16 protein-coding genes are annotated in these 20,655 nt (G+C 63.2%); 11 read left to right on the top strand and 5 right to left on the bottom strand.

Translation table 11 applies throughout. The features are described from left to right. Nucleotides 1–45: 45 nt before the first annotated feature. Nucleotides 46–951, bottom strand: a complete 906-nt coding sequence (locus HX818_RS09455; RefSeq protein ID WP_008434597.1) for a LysR family transcriptional regulator — start codon at nucleotides 949–951, stop codon at nucleotides 46–48. Between the two features lie 220 nt (nucleotides 952–1,171). Between HX818_RS09455 and HX818_RS09450 the strand changes: the two genes are divergently transcribed. From HX818_RS09450 to HX818_RS09400, 11 genes are all read left to right on the top strand, one after another. Beyond that, entirely contained in the window at nucleotides 1,172–1,795 is a 624-nt protein-coding gene (locus HX818_RS09450) for a cysteine dioxygenase (protein WP_008434600.1), read from the top strand. After that, nucleotides 1,792–3,372, top strand: coding sequence for a rhodanese-related sulfurtransferase (locus HX818_RS09445; RefSeq protein ID WP_177019919.1), 1,581 nt, complete (start codon nucleotides 1,792–1,794; stop codon nucleotides 3,370–3,372). The genes HX818_RS09450 and HX818_RS09445 overlap by 4 nt, the downstream gene beginning before the upstream one ends. A 102-nt stretch (nucleotides 3,373–3,474) precedes the next feature. Beyond that, nucleotides 3,475–4,431 (top strand): ABC transporter substrate-binding protein, encoded by a 957-nt coding sequence (locus HX818_RS09440; protein ID WP_003211301.1) that lies wholly within the window; start codon nucleotides 3,475–3,477, stop codon nucleotides 4,429–4,431. 13 nt (nucleotides 4,432–4,444) lie between these two features. Further along, nucleotides 4,445–5,788, top strand: coding sequence for an LLM class flavin-dependent oxidoreductase (locus HX818_RS09435; protein WP_008434605.1), 1,344 nt, complete (start codon nucleotides 4,445–4,447; stop codon nucleotides 5,786–5,788). Nucleotides 5,789–5,801: 13 nt separating this feature from the next. Next, entirely contained in the window at nucleotides 5,802–6,806 is a 1,005-nt protein-coding gene (locus HX818_RS09430; RefSeq protein ID WP_177019918.1) for an ABC transporter substrate-binding protein, read from the top strand. A gap of 143 nt (nucleotides 6,807–6,949) precedes the next feature. Further along, nucleotides 6,950–8,128: an acyl-CoA dehydrogenase family protein gene (locus tag HX818_RS09425; RefSeq protein ID WP_177019917.1), complete on the top strand. Its 1,179-nt coding sequence runs from the start codon at nucleotides 6,950–6,952 to the stop codon at nucleotides 8,126–8,128. Further along, nucleotides 8,125–9,084, top strand: coding sequence for a D-isomer specific 2-hydroxyacid dehydrogenase family protein (locus HX818_RS09420; protein ID WP_177008637.1), 960 nt, complete (start codon nucleotides 8,125–8,127; stop codon nucleotides 9,082–9,084). The genes HX818_RS09425 and HX818_RS09420 overlap by 4 nt, the downstream gene beginning before the upstream one ends. Nucleotides 9,085–9,392: 308 nt before the next feature. Next, nucleotides 9,393–11,513 (top strand): TonB-dependent receptor, encoded by a 2,121-nt coding sequence (locus HX818_RS09415; RefSeq protein WP_177019916.1) that lies wholly within the window; start codon nucleotides 9,393–9,395, stop codon nucleotides 11,511–11,513. A gap of 26 nt (nucleotides 11,514–11,539) precedes the next feature. Next, the gene (locus tag HX818_RS09410) at nucleotides 11,540–13,114 is read left to right on the top strand and encodes an FAD-dependent oxidoreductase (protein WP_008434613.1); all 1,575 of its coding nucleotides are present in this window, start codon (nucleotides 11,540–11,542) and stop codon (nucleotides 13,112–13,114) included. 25 nt (nucleotides 13,115–13,139) lie between these two features. Next, nucleotides 13,140–13,631: a RidA family protein gene (locus HX818_RS09405; RefSeq protein WP_003211308.1), complete on the top strand. Its 492-nt coding sequence runs from the start codon at nucleotides 13,140–13,142 to the stop codon at nucleotides 13,629–13,631. A gap of 36 nt (nucleotides 13,632–13,667) precedes the next feature. Further along, nucleotides 13,668–16,346, top strand: coding sequence for a TonB-dependent siderophore receptor (locus HX818_RS09400; protein ID WP_256346296.1), 2,679 nt, complete (start codon nucleotides 13,668–13,670; stop codon nucleotides 16,344–16,346). A gap of 1 nt (nucleotide 16,347) precedes the next feature. Here the strand turns inward: HX818_RS09400 and HX818_RS09395 are convergent, their stop codons facing one another. The 4 genes from HX818_RS09395 to HX818_RS09380 form a co-directional block, all read right to left on the bottom strand. Next, nucleotides 16,348–17,235 carry a LysR family transcriptional regulator gene (locus tag HX818_RS09395; RefSeq protein WP_177019915.1) on the bottom strand — a complete coding sequence of 296 codons (888 nt, stop codon included), beginning with the start codon at nucleotides 17,233–17,235 and terminating at the stop codon, nucleotides 16,348–16,350. Nucleotides 17,236–17,417: 182 nt separating this feature from the next. Further along, nucleotides 17,418–18,041 (bottom strand): isochorismate family cysteine hydrolase YcaC, encoded by a 624-nt coding sequence (ycaC, locus tag HX818_RS09390; protein ID WP_161635723.1) that lies wholly within the window; start codon nucleotides 18,039–18,041, stop codon nucleotides 17,418–17,420. A gap of 18 nt (nucleotides 18,042–18,059) precedes the next feature. Then, complete coding sequence (locus HX818_RS09385) at nucleotides 18,060–19,898, bottom strand: amidohydrolase (protein ID WP_003207313.1); 1,839 nt, start codon at nucleotides 19,896–19,898, stop codon at nucleotides 18,060–18,062. Further along, on the bottom strand, nucleotides 19,895–20,485 hold the full coding sequence (locus tag HX818_RS09380) for an antibiotic biosynthesis monooxygenase (RefSeq protein ID WP_177019914.1): 591 nt from the start codon (nucleotides 20,483–20,485) through the stop codon (nucleotides 19,895–19,897). Before HX818_RS09380 ends, HX818_RS09385 begins: the two co-directional genes overlap by 4 nt. Nucleotides 20,486–20,655 lie beyond the last annotated feature (170 nt).

Here is a 20,655-nt window from a genome sequence, read left to right as displayed (position 1 = left end):
TAAAAAGCACATTTTAATCTAAGCTAATTATTATTTTTTTTCATATCACGCCGCATTGCGCACCTTGTGCAACGACGCCGCCACCAGCTTGCCAAACGCGTCCACCGGCCCTTGCAGGTTGCCCAGGAAATGCGGGTAGATCAGCCACAGGTCCATCACCGGCTTGAAGTCCTTCAGTGGCATGGCCGCCAGTTGATCGCGATGGGCGCTGCGCTCCAGCAGCGGGCGTGGCACCAGGCCGAGGCCCAGGCCGTCAGCCACCAGGCCCAACTGTAGCTCGGTGCCGAAGGTCTCCAGGTTGACCCGCAACGCCAGGCCCTGGTCCGACAGGGTGCGTTGCAACCCGGCACGGAAACCGCAGCCATCCGGGTTCAGGATCCAGCCATTCTGGTACACGTCCGCCAGCTTGCAGGGCTTCTTCGGCAGTTGGGCCTTGGCACACACCACCACCAGTTCCATCTTGCCGATGGACTCGCCGACGATGTTGTCCGGGAAGATCTTGCCCGCCGGAAACAGCGCCGCCGCCGCGTCCAGTTCGCCGCGCTCGATCTTGCCCACCAGTTGGCTGCCCCAGCCGGTAGCCACCTGGGCCCGCAGCTCGGGGAATTCACTGCGCAGGTGCTTGAGGGCGTCCAGCAACACCACGTCGCCAATGGTCTGCGGCACCCCCAGGCGCAGCAGGCCGGTGGGCGGCGCGTCGGTGGCCACCAGTTCCCGCAGGGCGTCCATTTCCCGAAGGATCGAACGGCACTGTTCATACACCCGCGTTCCGATCAAAGTAGGCTTGAGCGGCTTGGTGTTGCGGTCGAACAACTCCACCCCCAGCGCCTGCTCGAAGTTCTGCACGCGACGGGTAATGGCCGGCTGGGTCAGTTGCAGCGACTCGGCGGCATGGCTGATGGACTGGCAACGAATCACTTCGACAAAGGCATCGATATCGTCAATTTTCATTTGGGCCGCACATAGAGAACAGTCATTAAGATGTGTGAAAAGCATAGTTCCATAAACGGTGGCTGGATAGCCCAACCCCCGGATCGATAACGTCTAACGCTATTCAAACCGGTTCTAAATTACTTTCCGCTATAACCTAATCATTAAAAAATAGCATATTAACTATAAACATTATGCTTAGATAAACCCATCACCACGAACCACCCACGATGGAATTGTCATGACCCAGGCCCGACACCCGGAGAGACTCAGAGCATTCATTGGCGCCCTGGCGGAATTGATCGACGGCAACCCTCGCGAAGGCGACCTGCTGCACCGCGGCGGCAAGCTGCTGGCGCAACTGGTCAGCCACGATGACTGGCTGCCGGACGAGTTTGCCCAACCCGACCCCGAGCGTTATCAGCAATTCCTGCTGCACGCCGATTCGCGGCAGCGCTTCAGCATCGTCAGCTTTGTGTGGGGGCCGGGGCAGACCACGCCGATCCATGACCATCGCGTGTGGGGGCTGATCGGCATGCTGCGCGGTTCCGAGTATTCCCAGGGCTTTGAGCGTAACGCCGAGGGCGCACTGGTCGCCGACGGCAAGCGCATCCAGCTGGAACCCGGCCAGGTGGAAGCCGTGTCGCCGAAGATCGGTGACATCCATCAAGTCAGCAATGCCTTCAGTGACCAGGTGTCCATCAGCATTCATGTGTATGGCGCCAACATCGGTGCGGTGCGCCGCGCCGTGTACCAGCCGGACGGCAGCGAGAAACTGTTTATCTCCGGTTATTCCAACGCTTTTCTCCCGAACATCTGGGATTTGTCCAAAGACGCCCTGTCCAAAGAGAGCCCTGCCCCATGACTGTATCGAACCGCAGCTTCGCCCAGATTCGCCAGGCCCTGCTGGACCGTGAAGAAGTCGCCCTTGTGGATGTGCGCGAGGAAGCGCCTTTCGCCGAATCCCACCCGCTGTTCGCCGCGAATATCCCGCTGTCGAAACTGGAACTGGAAGTGTATTCACGCATCCCACGCCGGGATACCCAGGTGACGGTGTACGACAATGGCGAAGGCCTGGCACAGATCGCCGCCCAGCGCTTGCAGGCGCTCGGCTATACCGAGGTCAGCCTGCTGGAAGGCGGCCTGGACGGTTGGCGCAGCGCCGGTGGCGAGCTGTTTATCGACGTCAACGTGCCAAGCAAATCCTTTGGCGAGCTGGTGGAAAGCCAGCGCCACACACCGTCGCTGGCGGCTGAAGAAGTGCAGGCGTTGCTCGACAGCAACGCCGACGTGGTGGTGCTCGACGCCCGCCGCTTCGATGAATACCAGACCATGAGCATTCCCACCGGCATCAGCGTGCCCGGCGCCGAACTGGTGCTGCGCGCCCGTGAGCTGGCACCGGACCCGGCCACGCGCATTATCGTCAACTGCGCCGGGCGTACCCGCAGCATCATCGGCACCCAGTCGCTGATCAATGCCGGCATCGCCAACCCGGTGTCTGCCCTGCGCAACGGCACCATCGGCTGGACCCTGGCCGGGCAGAAGCTGCAACACGGCCAGGCTCGACGCTTCGCGCCGACCTCGGAAGAACACCGCCAGATCGCCGCCAGGGACGCCCGCCAAGTCGCCGACAAGGCCCGCGTAGGCCGCGCCACCCTCGCCGACCTGCAACGCTGGCAGCAGGAAGCGACGCGCACCACTTACCTGTTCGACGTACGCACCCCGGAAGAATTCGAAGCCGGCCACCTGCCCGGCTCGCGCTCCACACCGGGCGGCCAACTGGTGCAGGAAACCGATCACGTCGCCAGCGTACGCGGCGCCCGGCTGGTACTGGTGGATGACGACGGCGTGCGGGCCAATATGTCTGCGTCCTGGCTCGCACAACTGGGTTGGGAAGTGCATGTGCTGGATGACCTGCAACCTGCGCACTTCAGCGAACCGGGGGCCTGGGTTGCCCCCGTCCCGGCGCCGCAACAGGCCGAACTCATCAGCCCGCACACCCTCGCCGAATGGCAGGCTCATGGCGACACCGCAGTACTGGATTTCACCGCCAGCGCCAACTACGTCAAGCGCCACATTCCCGGTGCCTGGTGGGCGTTGCGCGGGCAGTTGCCCGAAGCCTTGCGCAAGGTGCCTGCTGCCGAACGCTACGTGTTGACCTGTGGCAGCAGCCAGCTGGCGCGCCTCGCGGTGGCGCAAGTCGAAGCGCTGACCGGCAAGCCCGTGTTCCTGCTGCAGGACGGCACTGCCAGCTGGATCGCCGCGCAACTGCCGCTGGAGGAAGGCGAGACCCGCCTGGCTTCACCGCGCATCGACCGCTACCGCCGCCCGTACGAAGGCACCGACAATCCGAAGGAAGCCATGCAGGCCTACCTCGACTGGGAGTTCGGCCTGGTGGACCAGCTGGCCCGCGACGGCACCCACGGGTTTTATGTGATCTGAACACCCCCAGGAGCGAGCCCGCTCGCTCCTCTTCCCACTACCAGCCGACCCCTTCTCCAGGCGGAGGCGACTGAACGCAAGACCTAGCCTGGAGCCCGCCTGATGCGCTTTACCCTTGCCCTTTTACTGGCCGCCCTCACCCTGGGTGCGACTTGCCAGGCCGCCGACCTGCAGCCCCTGCGAGTGGCCAACCAGAAATCTACCATCAAGGCGCTGCTGGAAGTCGCCGGCGAAACCCGGGATGTGCCCTACGAAATCCAGTGGTCCGAGTTCCCCGCCGCCGCACCGCTGGGCGAAGCCCTCAACGCCGGGGCCGTGGACATCGGCGCGCTGGGGGATGCGCCCTACGTGTTCGCCCTCGGTGCCGGAGCACCGCTGAAGGTGGTGAGCATCATCCACGCCGAAGGCCGCAACACCACCGCGCTGATTGTTCCGAAAGATTCCCCGATCCACGATCTTGCCGACCTCAAGGGCAAGCGCATCGTCACCACCCGCGGCTCCATCGGGCACTTCCTGGCGATCAAGGCGCTGCGCAGCGCCGGCCTTTCCACCCACGACGTGCAGTTCATCTTCCTGCTGCCCAGCGAGTCACGGCTGGTGCTGGATAACGGCACCGCCGATGCCTGGTCGACCTGGGACCCCTACACCACCGTGGTCACCAGCCAGAGCCAGGCAAGGGTCCTTGCCAGCGGCAACAACCTGCTGAGCAATCACCTGTACCTCGCCGCCACCAGCAAGGCGATTGCCGACAAGCGCGTGCAGCTGGACGACTTCGTGGCCCGGGTCGACCGCGCCTACCGCTGGAGCAACGATCACCCGCAGGCGTTCGCCGCCGCCATGGCCAAAATCACCGGCTTGCCGCTGGAGGTGCACGTAGCCGTGGCCAACGCCACCCATATGCAACCGGTGGCGATTGACGACTCGGTGATCAGCGGCCTGCAAACCACCGCCGACATCTATCAGGACGAAGGCCTGCTGACCAAACACATCGACGTCTCCCAAGGCTTCGACAAAAGCTTCAACGCCAAACGTGCCCCGCTTACCCAGGCTTCCCGCTAAAAGGAGAGAGAACATGAGCAAACGCCAACTGAAACTCGGTGCCATGGTGCACGGCGTCGGTCACGGCTGGGGCGAATGGCGCCACCCGCAGGCGCAGCCCAATGCCAGCGTCAACTTCGGGTTCTACAAGCATCAGACGCAACTGGCCGAAGGCGCGAAGTTCGACTTCGTGTTCATCGCCGACAGCCTGCATATCCATGAAAAATCCAGCCCGCACTACCTCAACCGTTTTGAGCCGCTGACCATTCTTTCGGCCCTGGCGGCCCTGACCTCGAACATCGGCCTGGTGGCGACCGTCACCGTGAGCTACACCGAACCGTTCCAGGTGGCGCGCCAGTTCGCCTCCCTGGACCACATCAGCGGCGGCCGCGCCGGCTGGAACGTGGTGACTTCGTGGCTCAGCGGCACCGCCGACAACTTCGGCAAGGCCGAGCACCCGCCCCACGCCGTGCGCTACCGCATCGCCAGGGAGCACGTAAATGTGGTCAAGGGCCTGTGGGATTCCTGGGAAGACGATGCCTTTGCGTACAACAAGCAAAGCGGCGAATTTTTCACCCCTGGCAAGCTGCATGCACTGGAACACAAAGGCGAGTTTTTCTCGGTCAAGGGCCCGCTGAATATCGCCCGCTCGCGCCAGGGCCAGCCGGTGATTTTCCAGGCGGGCACTTCCGAGGACGGGCGCAATTTTGCCGCCGAAAACAGCGACGCGATTTTTGTCCATGCCGAGACCTTCGACGAAGCCAAAGCCTACGCCCAGGACTTGAAGAAACGCGCCCGCAGTTTTGGCCGTGATGCTGATCAGTTGTCGATCCTGCCGGGCATCCGGCCGATTGTTGGCCGCGACGAAGCCGAGGTGGAAAGCCGCTATCAGCAAGCTGTGGAGCTGGTGACCGTCGAGGACGCAATCGTCGCCCTGGGCCGCCCGTTCAACGACCACGATTTCAGCAAGTACCCGCTGGACGAACCCTTCCCGGAACTCGGCGACCTGGGCTCCAACAGCCAGAAAGGCGGCTCCGACCGCATCAAGCAACTGGCCCGCGATGAACGCCTGACCCTGCGGGAAGTGGCCCTGCGGTTCTCCCGGCCCAAGCGCGATTTTGTCGGCACCCCGGAGCAGGTCGCCGACGCGATCCAGACCTGGTTCGAAGCCGGCGCGGCCGACGGCTTCATCATCAATTCACTGCTGCCGGACGGCTTGCAGTACTTCACCGAGCTGGTAGTGCCGGTGCTGCAACAACGCGGGCTGTTGCGCAGCGAATACAGCGGCGCCACCCTGCGGGAAAACCTTGGCCTGGACGTGCCGGCGAACCGCTACAGCACCCCGTTCGAAACTCAACCAACGCAGATCGCCATCTGACCAGGGCACGACCATGACGAACACGATCAAACACGGACAGTTCAATCGTCGCGGCTTCCTGGGCGCCAGTTCGATTGCCCTTGGCGCCCTGGGCCTCGCCTCGCTGGTGCCCCGGGTTTTCGCTGCACCTGCGAAGCTCTCGGACCTGACCCTGGCCGTCGCCACCTACCGTGGCCAGGACTCGTATTTCACCGACGACGCCGGCACTTCCAACACGCCCTATAAAGTCGACTACGCCGAGTTCGCCGGCGGCAACCTGATCGTCGAAGCGCTGGCCTCCGGCAGCCTGGACATTGGCGGCATGAGCGAGATCCCGCCGATCTTCTCGATCCAGAGCCACCGCGAGCCGAAGCTGATTGCGGTGCTGCAAGGTGACGTGAATAACCAGGTGATCCTGATTCCCAAGGAGTCGAAAATTGAATCCATCGCCCAGTTGAAAGGCAAGCGTGTGGGCTATGTGCGCTCCACCACCTCGCACTACTTCTTGATCAAGGCCTTGAAGGAGCAAGGACTGACCTTCAACGACATCACCCCCGTGGCACTCACGCCACAGGACGGTTTCAGCGCGTTCCAGAGTGGCCAGCTGGACGCCTGGGTGATCTACGGGGTGTTTATCCAACTGGCAAAATTCCGCAGCGGCGCCCGGGTATTGAAAACCGCCCTCGGCTACCTCTCCGGCAACTACCTGATCGGCGCCCGCCCCGCCGCCCTGGAAGACCCGCTGCGCAAACAGGCGATCCAGGATTACTTGCAGCGCCAGGCGCGCACGCTGGAATGGATGAACAACAACCCTGAGCCGTGGGCTGAAAAATCGGCGAAGTTGCTCGGTGTGGACAAGGCCGTGTTCCTCGACGTGTACAACAACCGCAGCCAGCCCTACAGCGTGATCGAGGTGAACGACCAGGCCATCGCTTCGCAGCAGGAAGTGGCGGACCTGTTCTTCAATGCCGGGGTATTGAACGAGCGGCTGGATGTCAGCCCGTTGTGGGACCGGCAGTTCAAGTTGCTGCCCATTTAGAAGACGAACACGATCCAGTGTGGGAGCTGGCTTGCCTGCGATAGCGGTGCATCAGATTGCATTTTCAGCGGCTGACACTCCGCTATCGCAGGCAAGCCAGCTCCCACATTGATCGGTGTACACCCATCCAGAGTGAACCGACCATGAGCCTTTCTTCTCAACCGTCACTGCGCTCCGTGGAAGTGGCCAATTTCGAAGCCTTGCTGGAACGCCTCAGCGCCCAGCTCGCCGCCACTGCACACATCGTTGATGAATGCGGCACCTTCCCCCACGACAACTTCAAGCTGCTGCACGAACACGGCCTTGTCGCCCTGACCGTGCCCAAGGCCCTCGGCGGTGGCGGTGCCAACCTGAGCCAGGCGCGCAAGGCCATCAGCGCGATTGCCAAGGGCGAGCCGTCCACCGCGTTGATCCTGGTGATGCAGTACCTGCAACACACGCGCCTGCAAGACAGCAAAACCTGGCCGTCCGCCCTGCGCACCCAGGTCGCCGAAGACGCTGTGCGCTATGGGGCGCTGATCAATGCCCTGCGCGTCGAACCCGACCTCGGCACCCCGGCCCGTGGCGGCCTGCCCGCGACCATCGCCCGGCGTACCGCCGCCGGCTGGCGCATCAGCGGGCGCAAGATCTACTCCACCGGCAGCCATGGCCTGAGCTGGTTCAGCGTGTGGGCTCGCAGCAGCGATGAAGACCCGTTGGTAGGCGCCTGGCTGGTGCCCAGGAACAGCCCCGGCATCAGCATCATCGACACCTGGGACCACCTCGGCATGCGCGCCACCTGCAGCCATGAAGTGGTGTTCGACAACGTGCTGGTGCCGCTGGACCACGCGGTCAGCGTCAGCCCCTGGAGCGCACCGCAGGCGGAACTGGACGGTGACGGGTTCCTGTGGATGTCGGTACTGCTCTCATCGGTGTACGACGCCGTGGCCCAGGCCGCGCGCGACTGGCTGGTGGACTGGCTGGAACAACGCAAGCCGTCCAACCTCGGCGCCGCGCTGTCGACCTTGCCGCGCTTTCAGGAGACCGTCGGGCATATCGACACTCTGCTGTTTGCCAACCGCAGCCTGCTGGATGCCGCCGCCGACGGGCACACCCCGACGGCCCACGCCGCACAGATCAAATACCTGGTGACCGGCAACGCGATCCGTGCCGTCGAGTTGGCCATCGAGGCGTCCGGCAATCCCGGCCTGTCCCGACACAGCCCACTGCAGCGGCATTACCGCGACGTGCTGTGCAGCCGCGTGCATACCCCGCAGAACGACGCGGTGCTGCAAGGCGTCGGCAAGGCCGTCTTCGCTCAACGACATAAGGAACGCCCATGAGCCAGGTGATTATCGCCAGCCAGCTGGACGAAGATTTCAATCAAGTCATCCGCCAGCGCCTGGCCCTCACGCACCCCGGTGCCGAGGTGATCAGCGTGCCGGCCGGTGTGCCCAGCGACTTGCCGGCCCAGGCCAATATCCTGCTGGCCCGGCCGATCAATGTGCGCGGCTACACCGCGCCGGACACACCGCCGCCGGGTTGGCCGTATGGCGTGCAGTGGATCCAGGTGGTGTCGTCGGGCATCGACTTCTATCCCAGGTGGCTGTTCAACGGGCCGCCGGTGAGCACCTCACGGGGCAGCGCCGCCGAAAACCTCGCCGAGTTCGCCCTGGCGGCAATCTTCGCGGCGGCCAAGCATTTGCCGGATATCTGGGTAAAGGATGCCCAGTGGCAGTTCACCCCGCTGCGCCCGCTCAAGGGCACCACCCTGGGGATTCTCGGGTTTGGCGCGATTGGCCGCAGCCTGGCGCAGAAGGCTCATGGGTTGGGGATCAAGGTGGTGGCATTACGCCAAAGTGACACGCCGTTTGACGTGGAGGGTGTGGACGCGGCGCGGGATATCCATGACCTGTTTGCGCGTTCCGATCACCTGGTGCTGGCAGCGCCACTGACGGAGGCCACACGGCATATCGTCGATCGGGAGGCGCTGGCGAATGCCAAGCCAGGGTTGCACCTGATCAATATTGCCCGGGGAGGATTGGTGGATCATGAGGCGCTGCTGGAGGCGCTGGACAGCGGCCATATCGGGCTGGCTTCGCTGGATGTGACCGAGCCCGAGCCATTGCCGGACGGGCATGCGTTGTATGGGCATCCGAGGGTCAGGGTGTCGCCGCATACGTCAGCGATTTCGACCAATAGCCGGCATGACATTGCGGACAGTTTTCTGGGCAATCTGGAAAGGTATCTGAGTGATCGGCCGCTGGAAAACCTCGCTGATACCCAACGCGGTTACTAAGCCCAACAGAAATCAAAATGTGGGAGCTGGCTTGCCTGCGATAGCAATGGATCAGTCGATATCAATGTGACTGACCTACCGCTATCGCGGGCAAGCCCGCTCCCACATTTGTTTTTTGTCGGCTGAAAAATATCATCAGCCTTACGCATCACATTCAAACCAATACATACCTGTTTTTTATAATTAACTTATAACTAATCGGACTTTTACGCCCGGCATTTATACAAATACTGTTACATCCAGTACCGACCCCTGACCAGGTGGAGGCCCAATTTTGCCTAAACCGTCAACCACCTCAGGGGTCCATCATGAGTCCTACCGCCGTACCCAATCGCCTGGCACTGGCCATCTCCCTCGCCCTGTTCGGCCTCGCCGTTCACGCCGACGACACCGCTTTGCCGGTGGTCAATGTCACCGCCGAGCACCGCAGCGAAGACCTGCAAAAAACCCCGCTGGCGATTTCCGCGTTTGATGAAAAGGCCCTGGAAGACAAGCAGATCAACAGCGTGCGCGACCTCTCGGGCCAGGTGCCGAACCTGACACTCAGCCGCCAGTCGATCTCCTACAGCGCGCAGACCTACGGCATTCGCGGCATCGGTGAAACCGACCCGATCCAGGAAGCCGCCGTCGCCGTGTATGCCGATGACCTGTACATCCCGCGTGCGATTTCGTCGATGCTCGACTTCAACGATGTGGAGCGCGTCGAGGTGCTGCGCGGGCCCCAGGGCACGCTGTACGGGCGCAACAGCAGCGCCGGTGCGATCCGGGTGATCACCCGCGACCCGACCCAGGAAACCCGTGGTTTTGTAGAGCTGGGCGCCGGCAACTACGACGCGCAGAACGCACGCCTGCTGATCAGCGGCCCGCTGGTGGACAACGCGCTGTTCGGCAGTTTCTCGGCGATCCGCCTGAGCCGCGACGGCACCGTCTCCGACCCCACCCGGGGCAAGGATGTAAACAACGTCGACATCCAGTCCTATCGCGGCAAGCTGCGCTACAAGCCGGTGGATTCGCCGTGGGATGTGCAACTGACCCTGGCCGGTACCTTCGACCGGGGCGACACCACCAGCTACACGCCTTTCGACGCCAACGGGCATTTCGACAAATTCAAGAGCTACAGCAGCCTCGACCCGAAAAACCGCCTGGACCAGGGCAGCTCGGTACTGCGGGCGATCTACGCGATCAATGACAACCTGAACTTCAAGTCGGTGACCGCCTACTCGGCGTTCCACCAACCGGTGGACTACGACAACTCAGGGCAAGCCGCGCTGATCCAGAACAACCTGATCCTGTACAAGCAGAACTATGCGACCCAGGAGTTCCAGCTCAACGGCGACTACGACGATTTCAGCTTCAGCACCGGGGTGTACCTGTACCGCGAGAAGTTCGACGCCGACCGCGACAACCTTACCTATTCCATCGCCCGCAATCGGGTGATCGGCCAGGGCCAATACAGCACCACCAACACCGAAAGCTATGCGCTGTATGGCCAGGGCACCTACAAGCTGACGCAACAACTGTCGCTGATCGCCGGCCTGCGCTTTACCCGCGAGCACAAGAATTTCGACTTCACCAACTACGCGATCAACACCGACCGGCAAATCACCGGCACCAACTTCACCGCCGAGTCGAGCAAATCCTGGCAGTCCACCAGCCCGAAGATCGGCTTCGAATACGCCTGGACCCCGCACCTGAACCAATACGCCTACGTCGCCAAGGGTTTCAAGGCCGGTGGCTACGACAACCGCGCCCCCACCCAGGCCGCCGCCGAACAGGCGTTCTCCCCGGAAGACGTGACCACCTGGGAAACCGGGGTCAAGGGCGACTTCTTCGACCAGCGCCTGCGGGCCAACGTCGCGCTGTTCTACAACGACTACAAAGACCTGCAAACCAACGCCTATGACCCGGCGCTGGGGGTGAGCCTGCGCACCAACGTCGGCCGTGCCCACACCTACGGCGTGGAGCTGGAAACCCTCACCGCCCTGAGCCGCGACCTGCAACTGACCGCCAACGTCGGCTACCTGCAAAGCAAGTACGACGACTTCCAGAACGCCAGCGGTGCCGGGGTGGATGCCAACGGCAAGCAACTGGTGTTCTCGCCACGCTGGAACACGAGCGTTGGCCTGAACTACACCATCCCGGCCGGGCTGCCGGGCACCTGGCTGGCAGGCACCGATGCGCAGTTCCAGACCAAGTCCTACGCCAACGCATTGAACGACGACATCCAGGAAATCCCGCAACAGACCTTCTGGAACGCCAACACCCGCTACATCAGTGGCGACGGCCACTGGACCACCACCCTGGCGGTGAAAAACCTGCTGGACCGCGCCTACCCGCAGTCGGTGGGCTACGTGCCCTCCAGCGGCGCCCGCTACTACTCGGTCAACGACCCGCGAACCTTGTTGCTGACCGTGCGCTACGACCTCTGACAAACCGCTATCTCAAGGAGCGAATCATGGCTTTTACCCGCAGGGAACTGATTTCCCGTATTGCCGCCGTGGGCGGTTATTCCGCCGCTGTCAGCGCATTGGGCGCGCTGGGGCTGACGCCTCAGGCGGTGGCATCGAGCTTTACCCCGCTGCAATTGGGCAGCACCGGCAAAGGCAAGCAGGTGGTGGTGGTCGGCGCCGGGATCTCCGGGCTGGTCAGCGCCTATGAGCTGCGCAAGGCCGGGTTCAACGTGACGATCCTGGAAGCCCGCGACCGGGTGGGTGGACGCAACTGGACCCTGCGCCGAGGCACCAAGGTCGATTTCGACGACGGCGTCAGCCAGACCGTCGACTTTGATGACGGGCAGTTTTTCAACGCCGGCCCCGCGCGTATTCCCAGCCACCACCAGACGATTCTCGGCTACTGCCGCGAGCTGGGTGTGGAGCTGCAAGTACTGGTCAACAGCAGCCGCAACGCCCTGGCCCGGCCGGATACGCAGCAACCGGCATTCCAGCTGCGCCAAGCGGTCAACGACACCCGCGGCCAACTCTCGGAACTGCTGGCCCGCACGGTCAGCCGCAAGGCGTTGGACCAGGACCTGAGCGTGGATGACCGCAAAGCGTTGCTGAGTTTCCTCAAGGTGTACGGCGACCTCAACGGTGACCTGCAATACAAGGGTTCGGTACGTTCCGGCTACACCCGCGTGCCTGGCGCTGGCGACCAGACTGGCGTGACCCGCGCGCCGCTGGAGCTGCAGACCCTGCTCAATCCCAAGCTGTGGGGCGCGCTGGTGTTCGATGAAATCCCGGAGTTTTCCTCCACCATGTTCCAGCCGGTGGGCGGCATGGACCGCATTCCGTATGCCTTCTACGAGCATCTGAAAGATGCGGTGCGCTTCAACGCCGAAGTCAGCGATATCCAGACCTCGGAGCAAGGCAGCCGGATCACCTACCGCGACCGCATCAGCGGCAAGACCCAGGTGCTGAGTGCCGACTACGCGATTGTCACCGTGCCCTTGCCGCTGCTGGCCAAGCTGCCAACCAACTTCACGGCACCCTTCAAGCAGGCGATCCAGACCGCGCAAAGCGACCAGGCCAACAAGGTGGCCTGGCAGGCGCCGCGTTTCTGGGAAACCGACTTCAACATCTACGGCGGCCTGTCGTACCTCGACCATGAAGTCAAAGGCCTGTGGTACCCCAGCGACCGCCTCAACAGCGCCCAGGGGATTCTGGTGGCGGCCTACAACACCAGTGAATCGGCCCAGGCCTTCAGCCAGAAATCCCTGGCCGAACAGTTCGCCTCCTCACGCCAGGCGGTGGAGCTGTTGCACCCCGGCCACAGCGCCAAGCTGCAAAAACCGGTGGCGATCAACTGGTCGAAAGTCAGCTACAGCAAGGGCCCGTGGATCGTCAACGACGAGGTCGGCGAAAGCGCCTACCGCCTGCTCAACGAGCCCCAGGGCCGCACGTACCTGGCCAGCGACGCCCTCGCCCACGGCGGCGTCGGCATCTGGCAGAACAGCGCCGCCGATTCGGCACGGCGCATCGTCTCGCTGATCGGCCGGCATGCCGAACGCCAGCAACCGGGCGTCGCCGCCTGACTTTTCTCTCTCAAGGAATGAACCGATGAAGACGCTTTTTGCAGGACTGCTGATGACCGCCACCACCCTTGCCGCCCACGCCGATGAGATCAAGCGCGTGCCGCTGCCGAACTCGAATTTCCCGATCTCATTGGCGGTGTCGGTGCCGCCGCAGACCGAGCTGCTGTTTGTGAGTGGGTTGCTGGCCGACCTGCATGACCCCAAGGCGCCGAAAGACTCGTTTGCCGCCTATGGCGACACGGCCATCCAGACCACGTCGATCCTCAACAAGCTCAAGGGTGTGCTGCAAGGCCAGGGCCTGGATTTGGGAGATGTGGTGCAGCTGCGGATATTCCTGGTGGGCGATCCAGCCAAGGGCGGCAAGCTCGACTTTGCCGGGTTGCAGGAAGGCTACACGCCGTTTTTCGGCAGTGCCGAGCAGCCGAAAAAACCGGCGCGCACCGCGGTGCAAGTCGTCGCGCTGCCATTGCCCGGCGGGCTGGTAGAAATCGAAGCGGTTGCCGCGCGCAAACGCTGACAGGGACATCACTCGAGACCAAGGAGCTCCACTCTCATGCGAAAATTCAACTGGCTGACGGCACCTTTGTGGCGAGGGAGCTTGCTCCCGCTGGGGCGCGTAGCGGCCCTGAAGCCTGACTCCGCAATTTCCTCGGAAGACCGTATTGGGGCTGCTACGCAGCCCAGCGGGAGCAAGCTCCCTCGTCACAGCAAGCTTCCTCACCACAGCAAGCTCCCTGGCCACAGCAAGCTCGCTCATCGTAAAAGGCTACACCGGTACAATCATCTGAAACTCCTGCCGCTCTCGCTGGCGTGTGGCCTGGCGTCCTTCGGCGTCGAATCTGCCGAAGACCGCTCCCCCACCCTCGACACCGTCGTCGTCACCGGCAACCGTGGCGCCGAACAACGCACCGTCACCACCAGCCCCACGCCGATTGATGTGATCAGCGGCGAACAGCTGCGGGCCGTGGGCAAGCCGAGTTTGCTGGAGGCATTGGGCAAGTTCATCCCCTCCTTCAACCTGCCCGACCGCGCCGGCTGGGATGCCAGCGGCGTGGTGCGTTCGGCCACCTTGCGCGGCCTCACCGCCTCTCACGTACTGGTGCTGGTCAACGGCAAACGCCGGCATACCAGCGCCACCCTGAACATCAACGGCATCAACAGCGGCGCGGCCCCCAGCGACCTCGACCTGATCCCGGTGGCTGCCATCGACCATGTGGAGGTGCTGCGCGACGGTGCAGCGGCGCAATACGGCTCGGATGCGATTTCCGGGGTGATCAACATCATCCTCAAGCAGACCACCGGCGGCAGTTCCGACACCACCCTGGGGCAGAACTACGACGGCAAGCGCGGCACCGGCCAGGAGGCGCTGAACTATGGCTTCCAGGTGGGGGAAGCCGGGGTGCTCAACGTGTCCCTCGACACCCGCTACCAGGAGCGCGACAACAAGGCCGGCAGCAACGGCTACAGCAGCCATTACTACCCGCTGGCGGACGGTTCCCCCGACCCGCGCGAAGCCACCTCCAGCCACCACACCTACAAAGGCTACGGCTCGCCCCGCAGCCAGTTGGGCGATGTGGCGTACAACCTCGACCTGCCGCTGAACGACAACCTGACGCTGTACTCGTTTTCCACCCTGGCCACCCGGGAGAACAACGACGGCCAGAACTTCCGCCTGCCCAACGGCCGCAACACCATCACCACCGGGCCCAATGGTTACCCCGACGGCTACAGCCCGTACTGGCTGGTCAACGAGACCGACTTCCAATCGGCCTTCGGTGCCAAGGGCAATGACCTTGGCGGTGGCTGGGGTTGGGACCTGAGCAGCACCTACGGGCGCAACTACGCCAAGCAGCGCACCTACGACAACCAGAACCCGTCCCTGGGCGAAAGCACACCGAACAAGTTCACCTCCGGGATCTACATCGCCGACCAGCTCACCACCAACCTCGACCTGAAAAACACCTACGAGATCGGCCTGGCCAAGCCGTTGGACGTGGCGTTCGGCCTGGAGCATCGGCGCGAAAGCTACGAGACCCGCGCCGGCTCCGAGGCTTCCTATATCGATGGCGGCTACGTGTTCCCGGCAGGCCATCCGCGTGCCGGGCAGCGTCCCGATCCGGGGGCCCAGGTCACCAACGGCATCCGTCCGGAAGACGCGCAGAAGGTCAGCCGCAACAGCGTCGCCAGCTATGTCGATCTCGGGTTCTACCCCACCGAGCAGTGGTACATCGGCGTGGCCGGGCGCTACGAACATTACAACGAAGGCGTCGGCGGTACCCGCAGCGGCAAGCTCAGCACGCGGTATGCGTTCAACCCGGTGTTCGCCCTGCGCGGTACCGTGAGCAACGGCTTTCGCGCACCGTCCCTGGCCAACGAGATCTTCACCGCACGCTCCACCGGGTTCGACACCATCAATGGCGTGTACCAGTCGTATAACTACGTGATCCTGCCGGTGGATTCCGCCGGCGCCCAGGCATTGGGTGCCAAGTCACTGAAGCCGGAGCGCTCGACCAACTTCAGCCTCGGTTTCGCCGTGACCCCAAGCGATGACTTGAGCCTCACGGTGGACGGCTACGTGATCAACCTGCGGGACCGCCTGGTGCTCAGCGAACGCTTCCAGGGCCCGGGCATTGCCTCCCTGCTGGACAGCATCGGCGTACCGGCCACGGCGGGCGCGCAGTACTTCACCAACGGCGCCAACACCCGCACCTCCGGGGTGGACGTGGTGGGCAACTACCGGCAGAACCTCGACCGCTACGGCTCGGTGAAATGGACGGCGGCGCTGAACTACAACCACACGCAGATCCTCAGCGTCAACGACACCCCGGCGCAGCTCGCCGCCTTGGGCAACTTCCAGTTGATGGGTCGCCAGTCACGGGCACTGATCACCAAGACTTCACCCAGCAGCAAGATGATCTTCTCCGCCGACTGGGCGATCCACGACTTCGACGTCAACCTGCGCCTGACTCGCTACGGCACCTACACCGAGGTCAACAGCTCCAGCGACGCGAGCCTGGACCGCACGTATTCGGCCAAGTGGATCACTGACCTCGACGTGGCCTACGCGATCAGCAAACAGCTGACGGTGGCCGTAGGTGCGCAGAACCTGTTCGACAAATACCCGGATCACATCGGCGTGAAGAACTCGTCGTTCGGCGATAACTGGGGCAGCTATTCGCCGTTCGGGTTTACCGGCGGGTATTACTACAGCCGGGTGCAGTACGCGTTCTGATTCAACAACCGCCGGCCAGGCGTTCACGCAGGAACTCGATCAACGCCTGCACCGGGCGCGAGCTCTGGCGGTGCTGGGGGTAAACGGCGGAAAGGGTCAGGGGTTCGGGCGCGCAGTCATCCAGCAGCGTCACCAGGCGGCCGTCCTGCAAGGCTTGGGCAACGATAAAATTGGGTAGGTAGGTGATGCCCAACCCGGCCACGGCGGCATCCCGCAGCAGCTCACCGTTGTTGACCCGCATGCGCCCGCTGACGTTGCGGGTGTGGGGTTTGCCATCGACCTTGAAGTGCCATTGCACCTGGCGACCGTGGCCGTAAGGCAGGCATGCGTGATCGGCCAGGTCATCGGGACTCTGCGGCGTGCCGTGGCGGGCCAGGTAGTCGGGACTGGCGCAGTAGACGCGCTGCACACTGGCGATGCGTCGGGCGATCAGGGTCGAATCCTCGAGGGTGCCGATGCGCAGCACCAGGTCGTAGCCCTCGCTGATGAGGTCTACCGGGCGGTCACTGAGGTCCACTTCCACGGTGACGTGAGGGTGGCGTTGCAGGAACAGCGGCAACAGGCAACCCAGGTGCGCCATGGCAAACGACAACGGCGCGCTCAGGCGAATGGTGCCTCGGGGCTCGGTGTTTTGCCCGGCGATGCCCTGCTCCACTTGCTCGACTTCACTGAGCAGGCGCAGGGCGGATTCGTAGTAACTCTGGCCCAGCGGCGTGACGTCCAGGCGGCGGGTGGAGCGGTTGAGCAGGCGTACGCCGAGGCGCTCTTCCAGCTGGATCAGGCGGCGGCTGACAAACTGCTTGGACAGGCCAAGATGCTCGGCGGCAGCGGTGAAACTGCCGGATTCCATGACCTGGCAAAACAGGCGCATGTCTTCGAAGGGGTTCATTGTCGCTTCTCGGTGGACGCTGGGCTGTTTTATAGCCGGTCAGTCGCCACACCACAAATCAAAATGTGGGAGCGGGCTTGCTCGCGAAGGCGGTGGGTCAGTCGGTACATGTATTGACTGGCACACCGCCTTCGCGAGCAAGCCCGCTCCCACATTGGATTACCTGCATATCAGAGAGCGGTTTATTTGGCCGTCAGCGCCGAGTAGCTGTTCATCAAATTGCGATAGTTGGGAATACGCGGCGACAGCAGGTTGGCCAGGCCTTCCATGTCATTGCGCCAGTCGACCTGCAGCTCGCAGGCCACCGAAAACCAGTTCACCAGCTGTGCACCGGCCGCCGTCATGCGTGCCCACGCCGCCTGTTGCACGGTCTCATTGAAGGTGCCCGACGCATCGGTCACCACAAACACTTCAAACCCTTCAGCCAGGGCCGACAGCGTCGGGAAGGTCACGCACACGTCGGTCACCACACCGGCAATGATCAGTTGCTTGCGCCCGGTGGCTTTCACTGCCTTGACGAAATCTTCGTTGTCCCATGCGTTGATCTGGCCAGGGCGCGGGATGTACGGCGCGTCCGGGAACAGTTCTTTCAGCTCCGGCACCATCGGGCCATTGGGGCCGCTTTCGAAACTGGTGGTGAGGATAGTCGGCAGCTTGAAGAACTTGGCCAGGTCCGCCAGGGCCAGGACGTTGTTCTTGAATTCGTTGGGCGAGAAGTCCTGCACCAGGGAAATCAGGCCGGTCTGGTGATCCACCAGCAGGACCACGGCGTCATCTTTGTTCAGGCGTTTGTAAGTCATGGGAATACTCTTTTGGGGTTAGATTCAGAAGGCAAAACACGAGCAGCCAAACGCGCCCCAGAAACCCTGGAAGTCGCTGACCGGCACGTTCGAGAGACGCGCCCGTTCATGGCTATGGGCATGCACGCCACAGGGGCCGCTGCACTGGTGCACCTGGGCTTGCAGCGCTGAGGCCGGGCGCCAGTGGCCCGGTACCTTGACCACCGGCGACCAGTCCGGCAGCACCGGCACGCTGGGTGGTGCGAAATCTTCAAAGTCGCCGGCGCCGTACACCACCTTGCCGCCGACCACGGTGAGTACCGATTCGATCCACTTGATGGCCTCCTCATCGACACTGAAGAAGTCCGCCGACAGTGCCGCCACGTCCGCCAGTTGGCCGACCTTGATCTGGCCCTTCTTGCCCTGCTCGGAGGAGAACCAGGCGCTGCCGTGGGTGAACAGTTCCAGGGCCGTCAGCCGGGGCAGCCCCTCGGCGTGCAGTTCCAGCCCGCCGACGGTGCGGCCGCTGACCATCCAGTACAGCGAGGTCCAGGGGTTGTAGCTCGACACCCGGGTGGCGTCGGTGCCGGCGCCCACCGGCACGCCTTCGGCGAGCATGCGTTTGATCGGCGGCGTGGCCTCGGCGGCCTTGGCGCCGTAGCGCTCCACAAAGTACTCACCCTGGAACGCCATGCGGTCCTGGATCGCGATGCCGCCGCCCAGCGCCCGCACGCGCTCGATGTTCTGCGGGGTGATGGTTTCGGCGTGGTCGAAGAACCATGGCAAGCCGTTGAACGGGATGTCGCGGTTGACCTTCTCGAACACGTCGAGCATCCGCGAGATCGACTCGTTGTAGGTGGCGTGCAGGCGGAACGGCCAGCGCTGTTCTACGAGGTGGCGCACCACCGGTTCCAGTTCCTGCTCCATGGTCAGCGGCAGGTCCGGGCGTGGCTCGAGGAAGTCTTCGAAGTCGGCCGCCGAGAACACCAGCATTTCGCCCGCGCCGTTGTGGCGCAGGTAGTCGTCGCCCTGATGCAGGGTCACGCTGCCGGTCCAGTTCTTGAAGTCGCTGAGTTCTTCCTTGGGCTTCTGGGTGAACAGGTTGTACGCGATGCGCACGGTCAGTTGCTGGTCCTTGGCCAACTGTTCGATCACGGCGTAATCGTCGGGGTAGTTCTGGAAACCACCGCCGGCGTCGATGGCACTGGTCAGGCCCAGGCGGTTGAGTTCGCGCATGAACTGGCGGGTGGAATTCACCTGGTATTCCAGGGGCAGTTTCGGGCCCTTGGCCAGGGTCGCGTAGAGAATCATCGCGTTGGGCCGCGCCACCAGCATGCCGGTGGGGTTGCCGTTATGGTCGCGCACGATCTCGCCGCCGGGCGGGTTCGGTGTGTCCTTGGTGTAGCCAGCCACCCGCAGGGCCGCGCGGTTGAGCAAGGCCCGGTCATACAGGTGCAACACGAACACCGGCGTATCGGGGGCGGCCTGGTTGAGCTCGTCGAGGGTGGGCATGCGCTTTTCAGCGAACTGGAATTCGTTCCAGCCGCCCACCACCCTCACCCACTGCGGCGTGGGCGTGCGGTCGGCCTGGTCCTTGAGCATGCGCAGGGCATCGGCCAGGGACGGCACGCCTTCCCAGCGCAGTTCGAGGTTGTAGTTCAGGCCGCCACGGATCAGGTGCAGGTGCGAGTCGTTGAGGCCAGGGATGACGGTGCGACCCTTGAGGTCGATGACCTGGGTACCACTGCCGCGCAGGGCCATGGCTTCGCCGTCGGTGCCCACCGCGACGAAGCGTCCCTGGTGGATCGCAACTGCCGTGGCGCGGGGATTTTCACGGTCCACGGTGTGGAACTGGCCATTGAACAGAATCAGGTCGGCGTTCATAGGGTTTCCTTTACAGAGGCTTCGAGCCAGGGCGCGAACAGGCGGGTGGCCGCCGGCATCAGCAGGTAAACCACCAGTAAAACGATGGTCAGGGTGACCAGGAAGGTGGCGACGATGTAGTTGGACAGGAACGGGTGCAGCCGCAGTACCGGGCCCCAGATGATCGGCACCAGCAAGGTCAGCGGCAGGATCACCAGCAGCGTGACCACTGCCTGTTTCCAGCGCGGCGGCTTGGCGGCAGCATCGGCCAGGGGCGAGAACCAGAACTCGTTGACCGCGCCGACTTCGGTCTGGTCGCCGTCGGCCAGCATCGGTGCGGCTTGGTTGATCAGCTCCAGGCGCTGCGGCGAATCGAGCCAGCGCTCCAGGTCTTCGGTGGAGCGGTAACGCAGCACGCAGGTGAACAACGCAAGGCCGCCCTGCTTGCTGCGCACCACGTCAACGCCGAGGTGGCCGGGACGCTCACCGGCAATACGCACGATGCGTCGCAGCCAGGCTTCGTAGTCGGCTTCAAGCCCGGGTTTTATGCGGTGCTTGACCACCAGGGTCACGACCTCGTCCGGCCCGCCTTGTGCTGTTGAGTCCATCGTGCCCTTCCCCTGGATGCTTGAACGTTCGCGCTAGTGTGCGACGGCCCGATCCAGAAAAATTGCATGCATGTGCTCAGTTCAACAGATGCTTGCAGCGGTCTACACTGGGGATTCATTCACCGGTAAGGTGTGTGAAAACAAGCGCCCATCGACCACGGATAGCGATC

This window comes from Pseudomonas sp. F9001 (genome assembly GCF_013385435.1).
In the GTDB taxonomy this organism is placed as follows: domain Bacteria; phylum Pseudomonadota; class Gammaproteobacteria; order Pseudomonadales; family Pseudomonadaceae; genus Aquipseudomonas.
The sequence above is the reverse complement of the archived record's forward strand: the minus strand, read 5'-3'. Positions and strand labels throughout refer to the sequence as shown.

Coding starts and splice junctions, on each gene's coding strand:
- HX818_RS09455 (WP_008434597.1), bottom strand. CDS start 951: ATGAAAATTGACGATATCGATGCCTTTGTCGAAGTGATTCGTTGCCAG.
- HX818_RS09450 (WP_008434600.1), top strand. CDS start 1,172: ATGACCCAGGCCCGACACCCGGAGAGACTCAGAGCATTCATTGGCGCC.
- HX818_RS09445 (WP_177019919.1), top strand. CDS start 1,792: ATGACTGTATCGAACCGCAGCTTCGCCCAGATTCGCCAGGCCCTGCTG.
- HX818_RS09440 (WP_003211301.1), top strand. CDS start 3,475: ATGCGCTTTACCCTTGCCCTTTTACTGGCCGCCCTCACCCTGGGTGCG.
- HX818_RS09435 (WP_008434605.1), top strand. CDS start 4,445: ATGAGCAAACGCCAACTGAAACTCGGTGCCATGGTGCACGGCGTCGGT.
- HX818_RS09430 (WP_177019918.1), top strand. CDS start 5,802: ATGACGAACACGATCAAACACGGACAGTTCAATCGTCGCGGCTTCCTG.
- HX818_RS09425 (WP_177019917.1), top strand. CDS start 6,950: ATGAGCCTTTCTTCTCAACCGTCACTGCGCTCCGTGGAAGTGGCCAAT.
- HX818_RS09420 (WP_177008637.1), top strand. CDS start 8,125: ATGAGCCAGGTGATTATCGCCAGCCAGCTGGACGAAGATTTCAATCAA.
- HX818_RS09415 (WP_177019916.1), top strand. CDS start 9,393: ATGAGTCCTACCGCCGTACCCAATCGCCTGGCACTGGCCATCTCCCTC.
- HX818_RS09410 (WP_008434613.1), top strand. CDS start 11,540: ATGGCTTTTACCCGCAGGGAACTGATTTCCCGTATTGCCGCCGTGGGC.
- HX818_RS09405 (WP_003211308.1), top strand. CDS start 13,140: ATGAAGACGCTTTTTGCAGGACTGCTGATGACCGCCACCACCCTTGCC.
- HX818_RS09400 (WP_256346296.1), top strand. CDS start 13,668: ATGCGAAAATTCAACTGGCTGACGGCACCTTTGTGGCGAGGGAGCTTG.
- HX818_RS09395 (WP_177019915.1), bottom strand. CDS start 17,235: ATGAACCCCTTCGAAGACATGCGCCTGTTTTGCCAGGTCATGGAATCC.
- HX818_RS09385 (WP_003207313.1), bottom strand. CDS start 19,898: ATGAACGCCGACCTGATTCTGTTCAATGGCCAGTTCCACACCGTGGAC.
- HX818_RS09380 (WP_177019914.1), bottom strand. CDS start 20,485: ATGGACTCAACAGCACAAGGCGGGCCGGACGAGGTCGTGACCCTGGTG.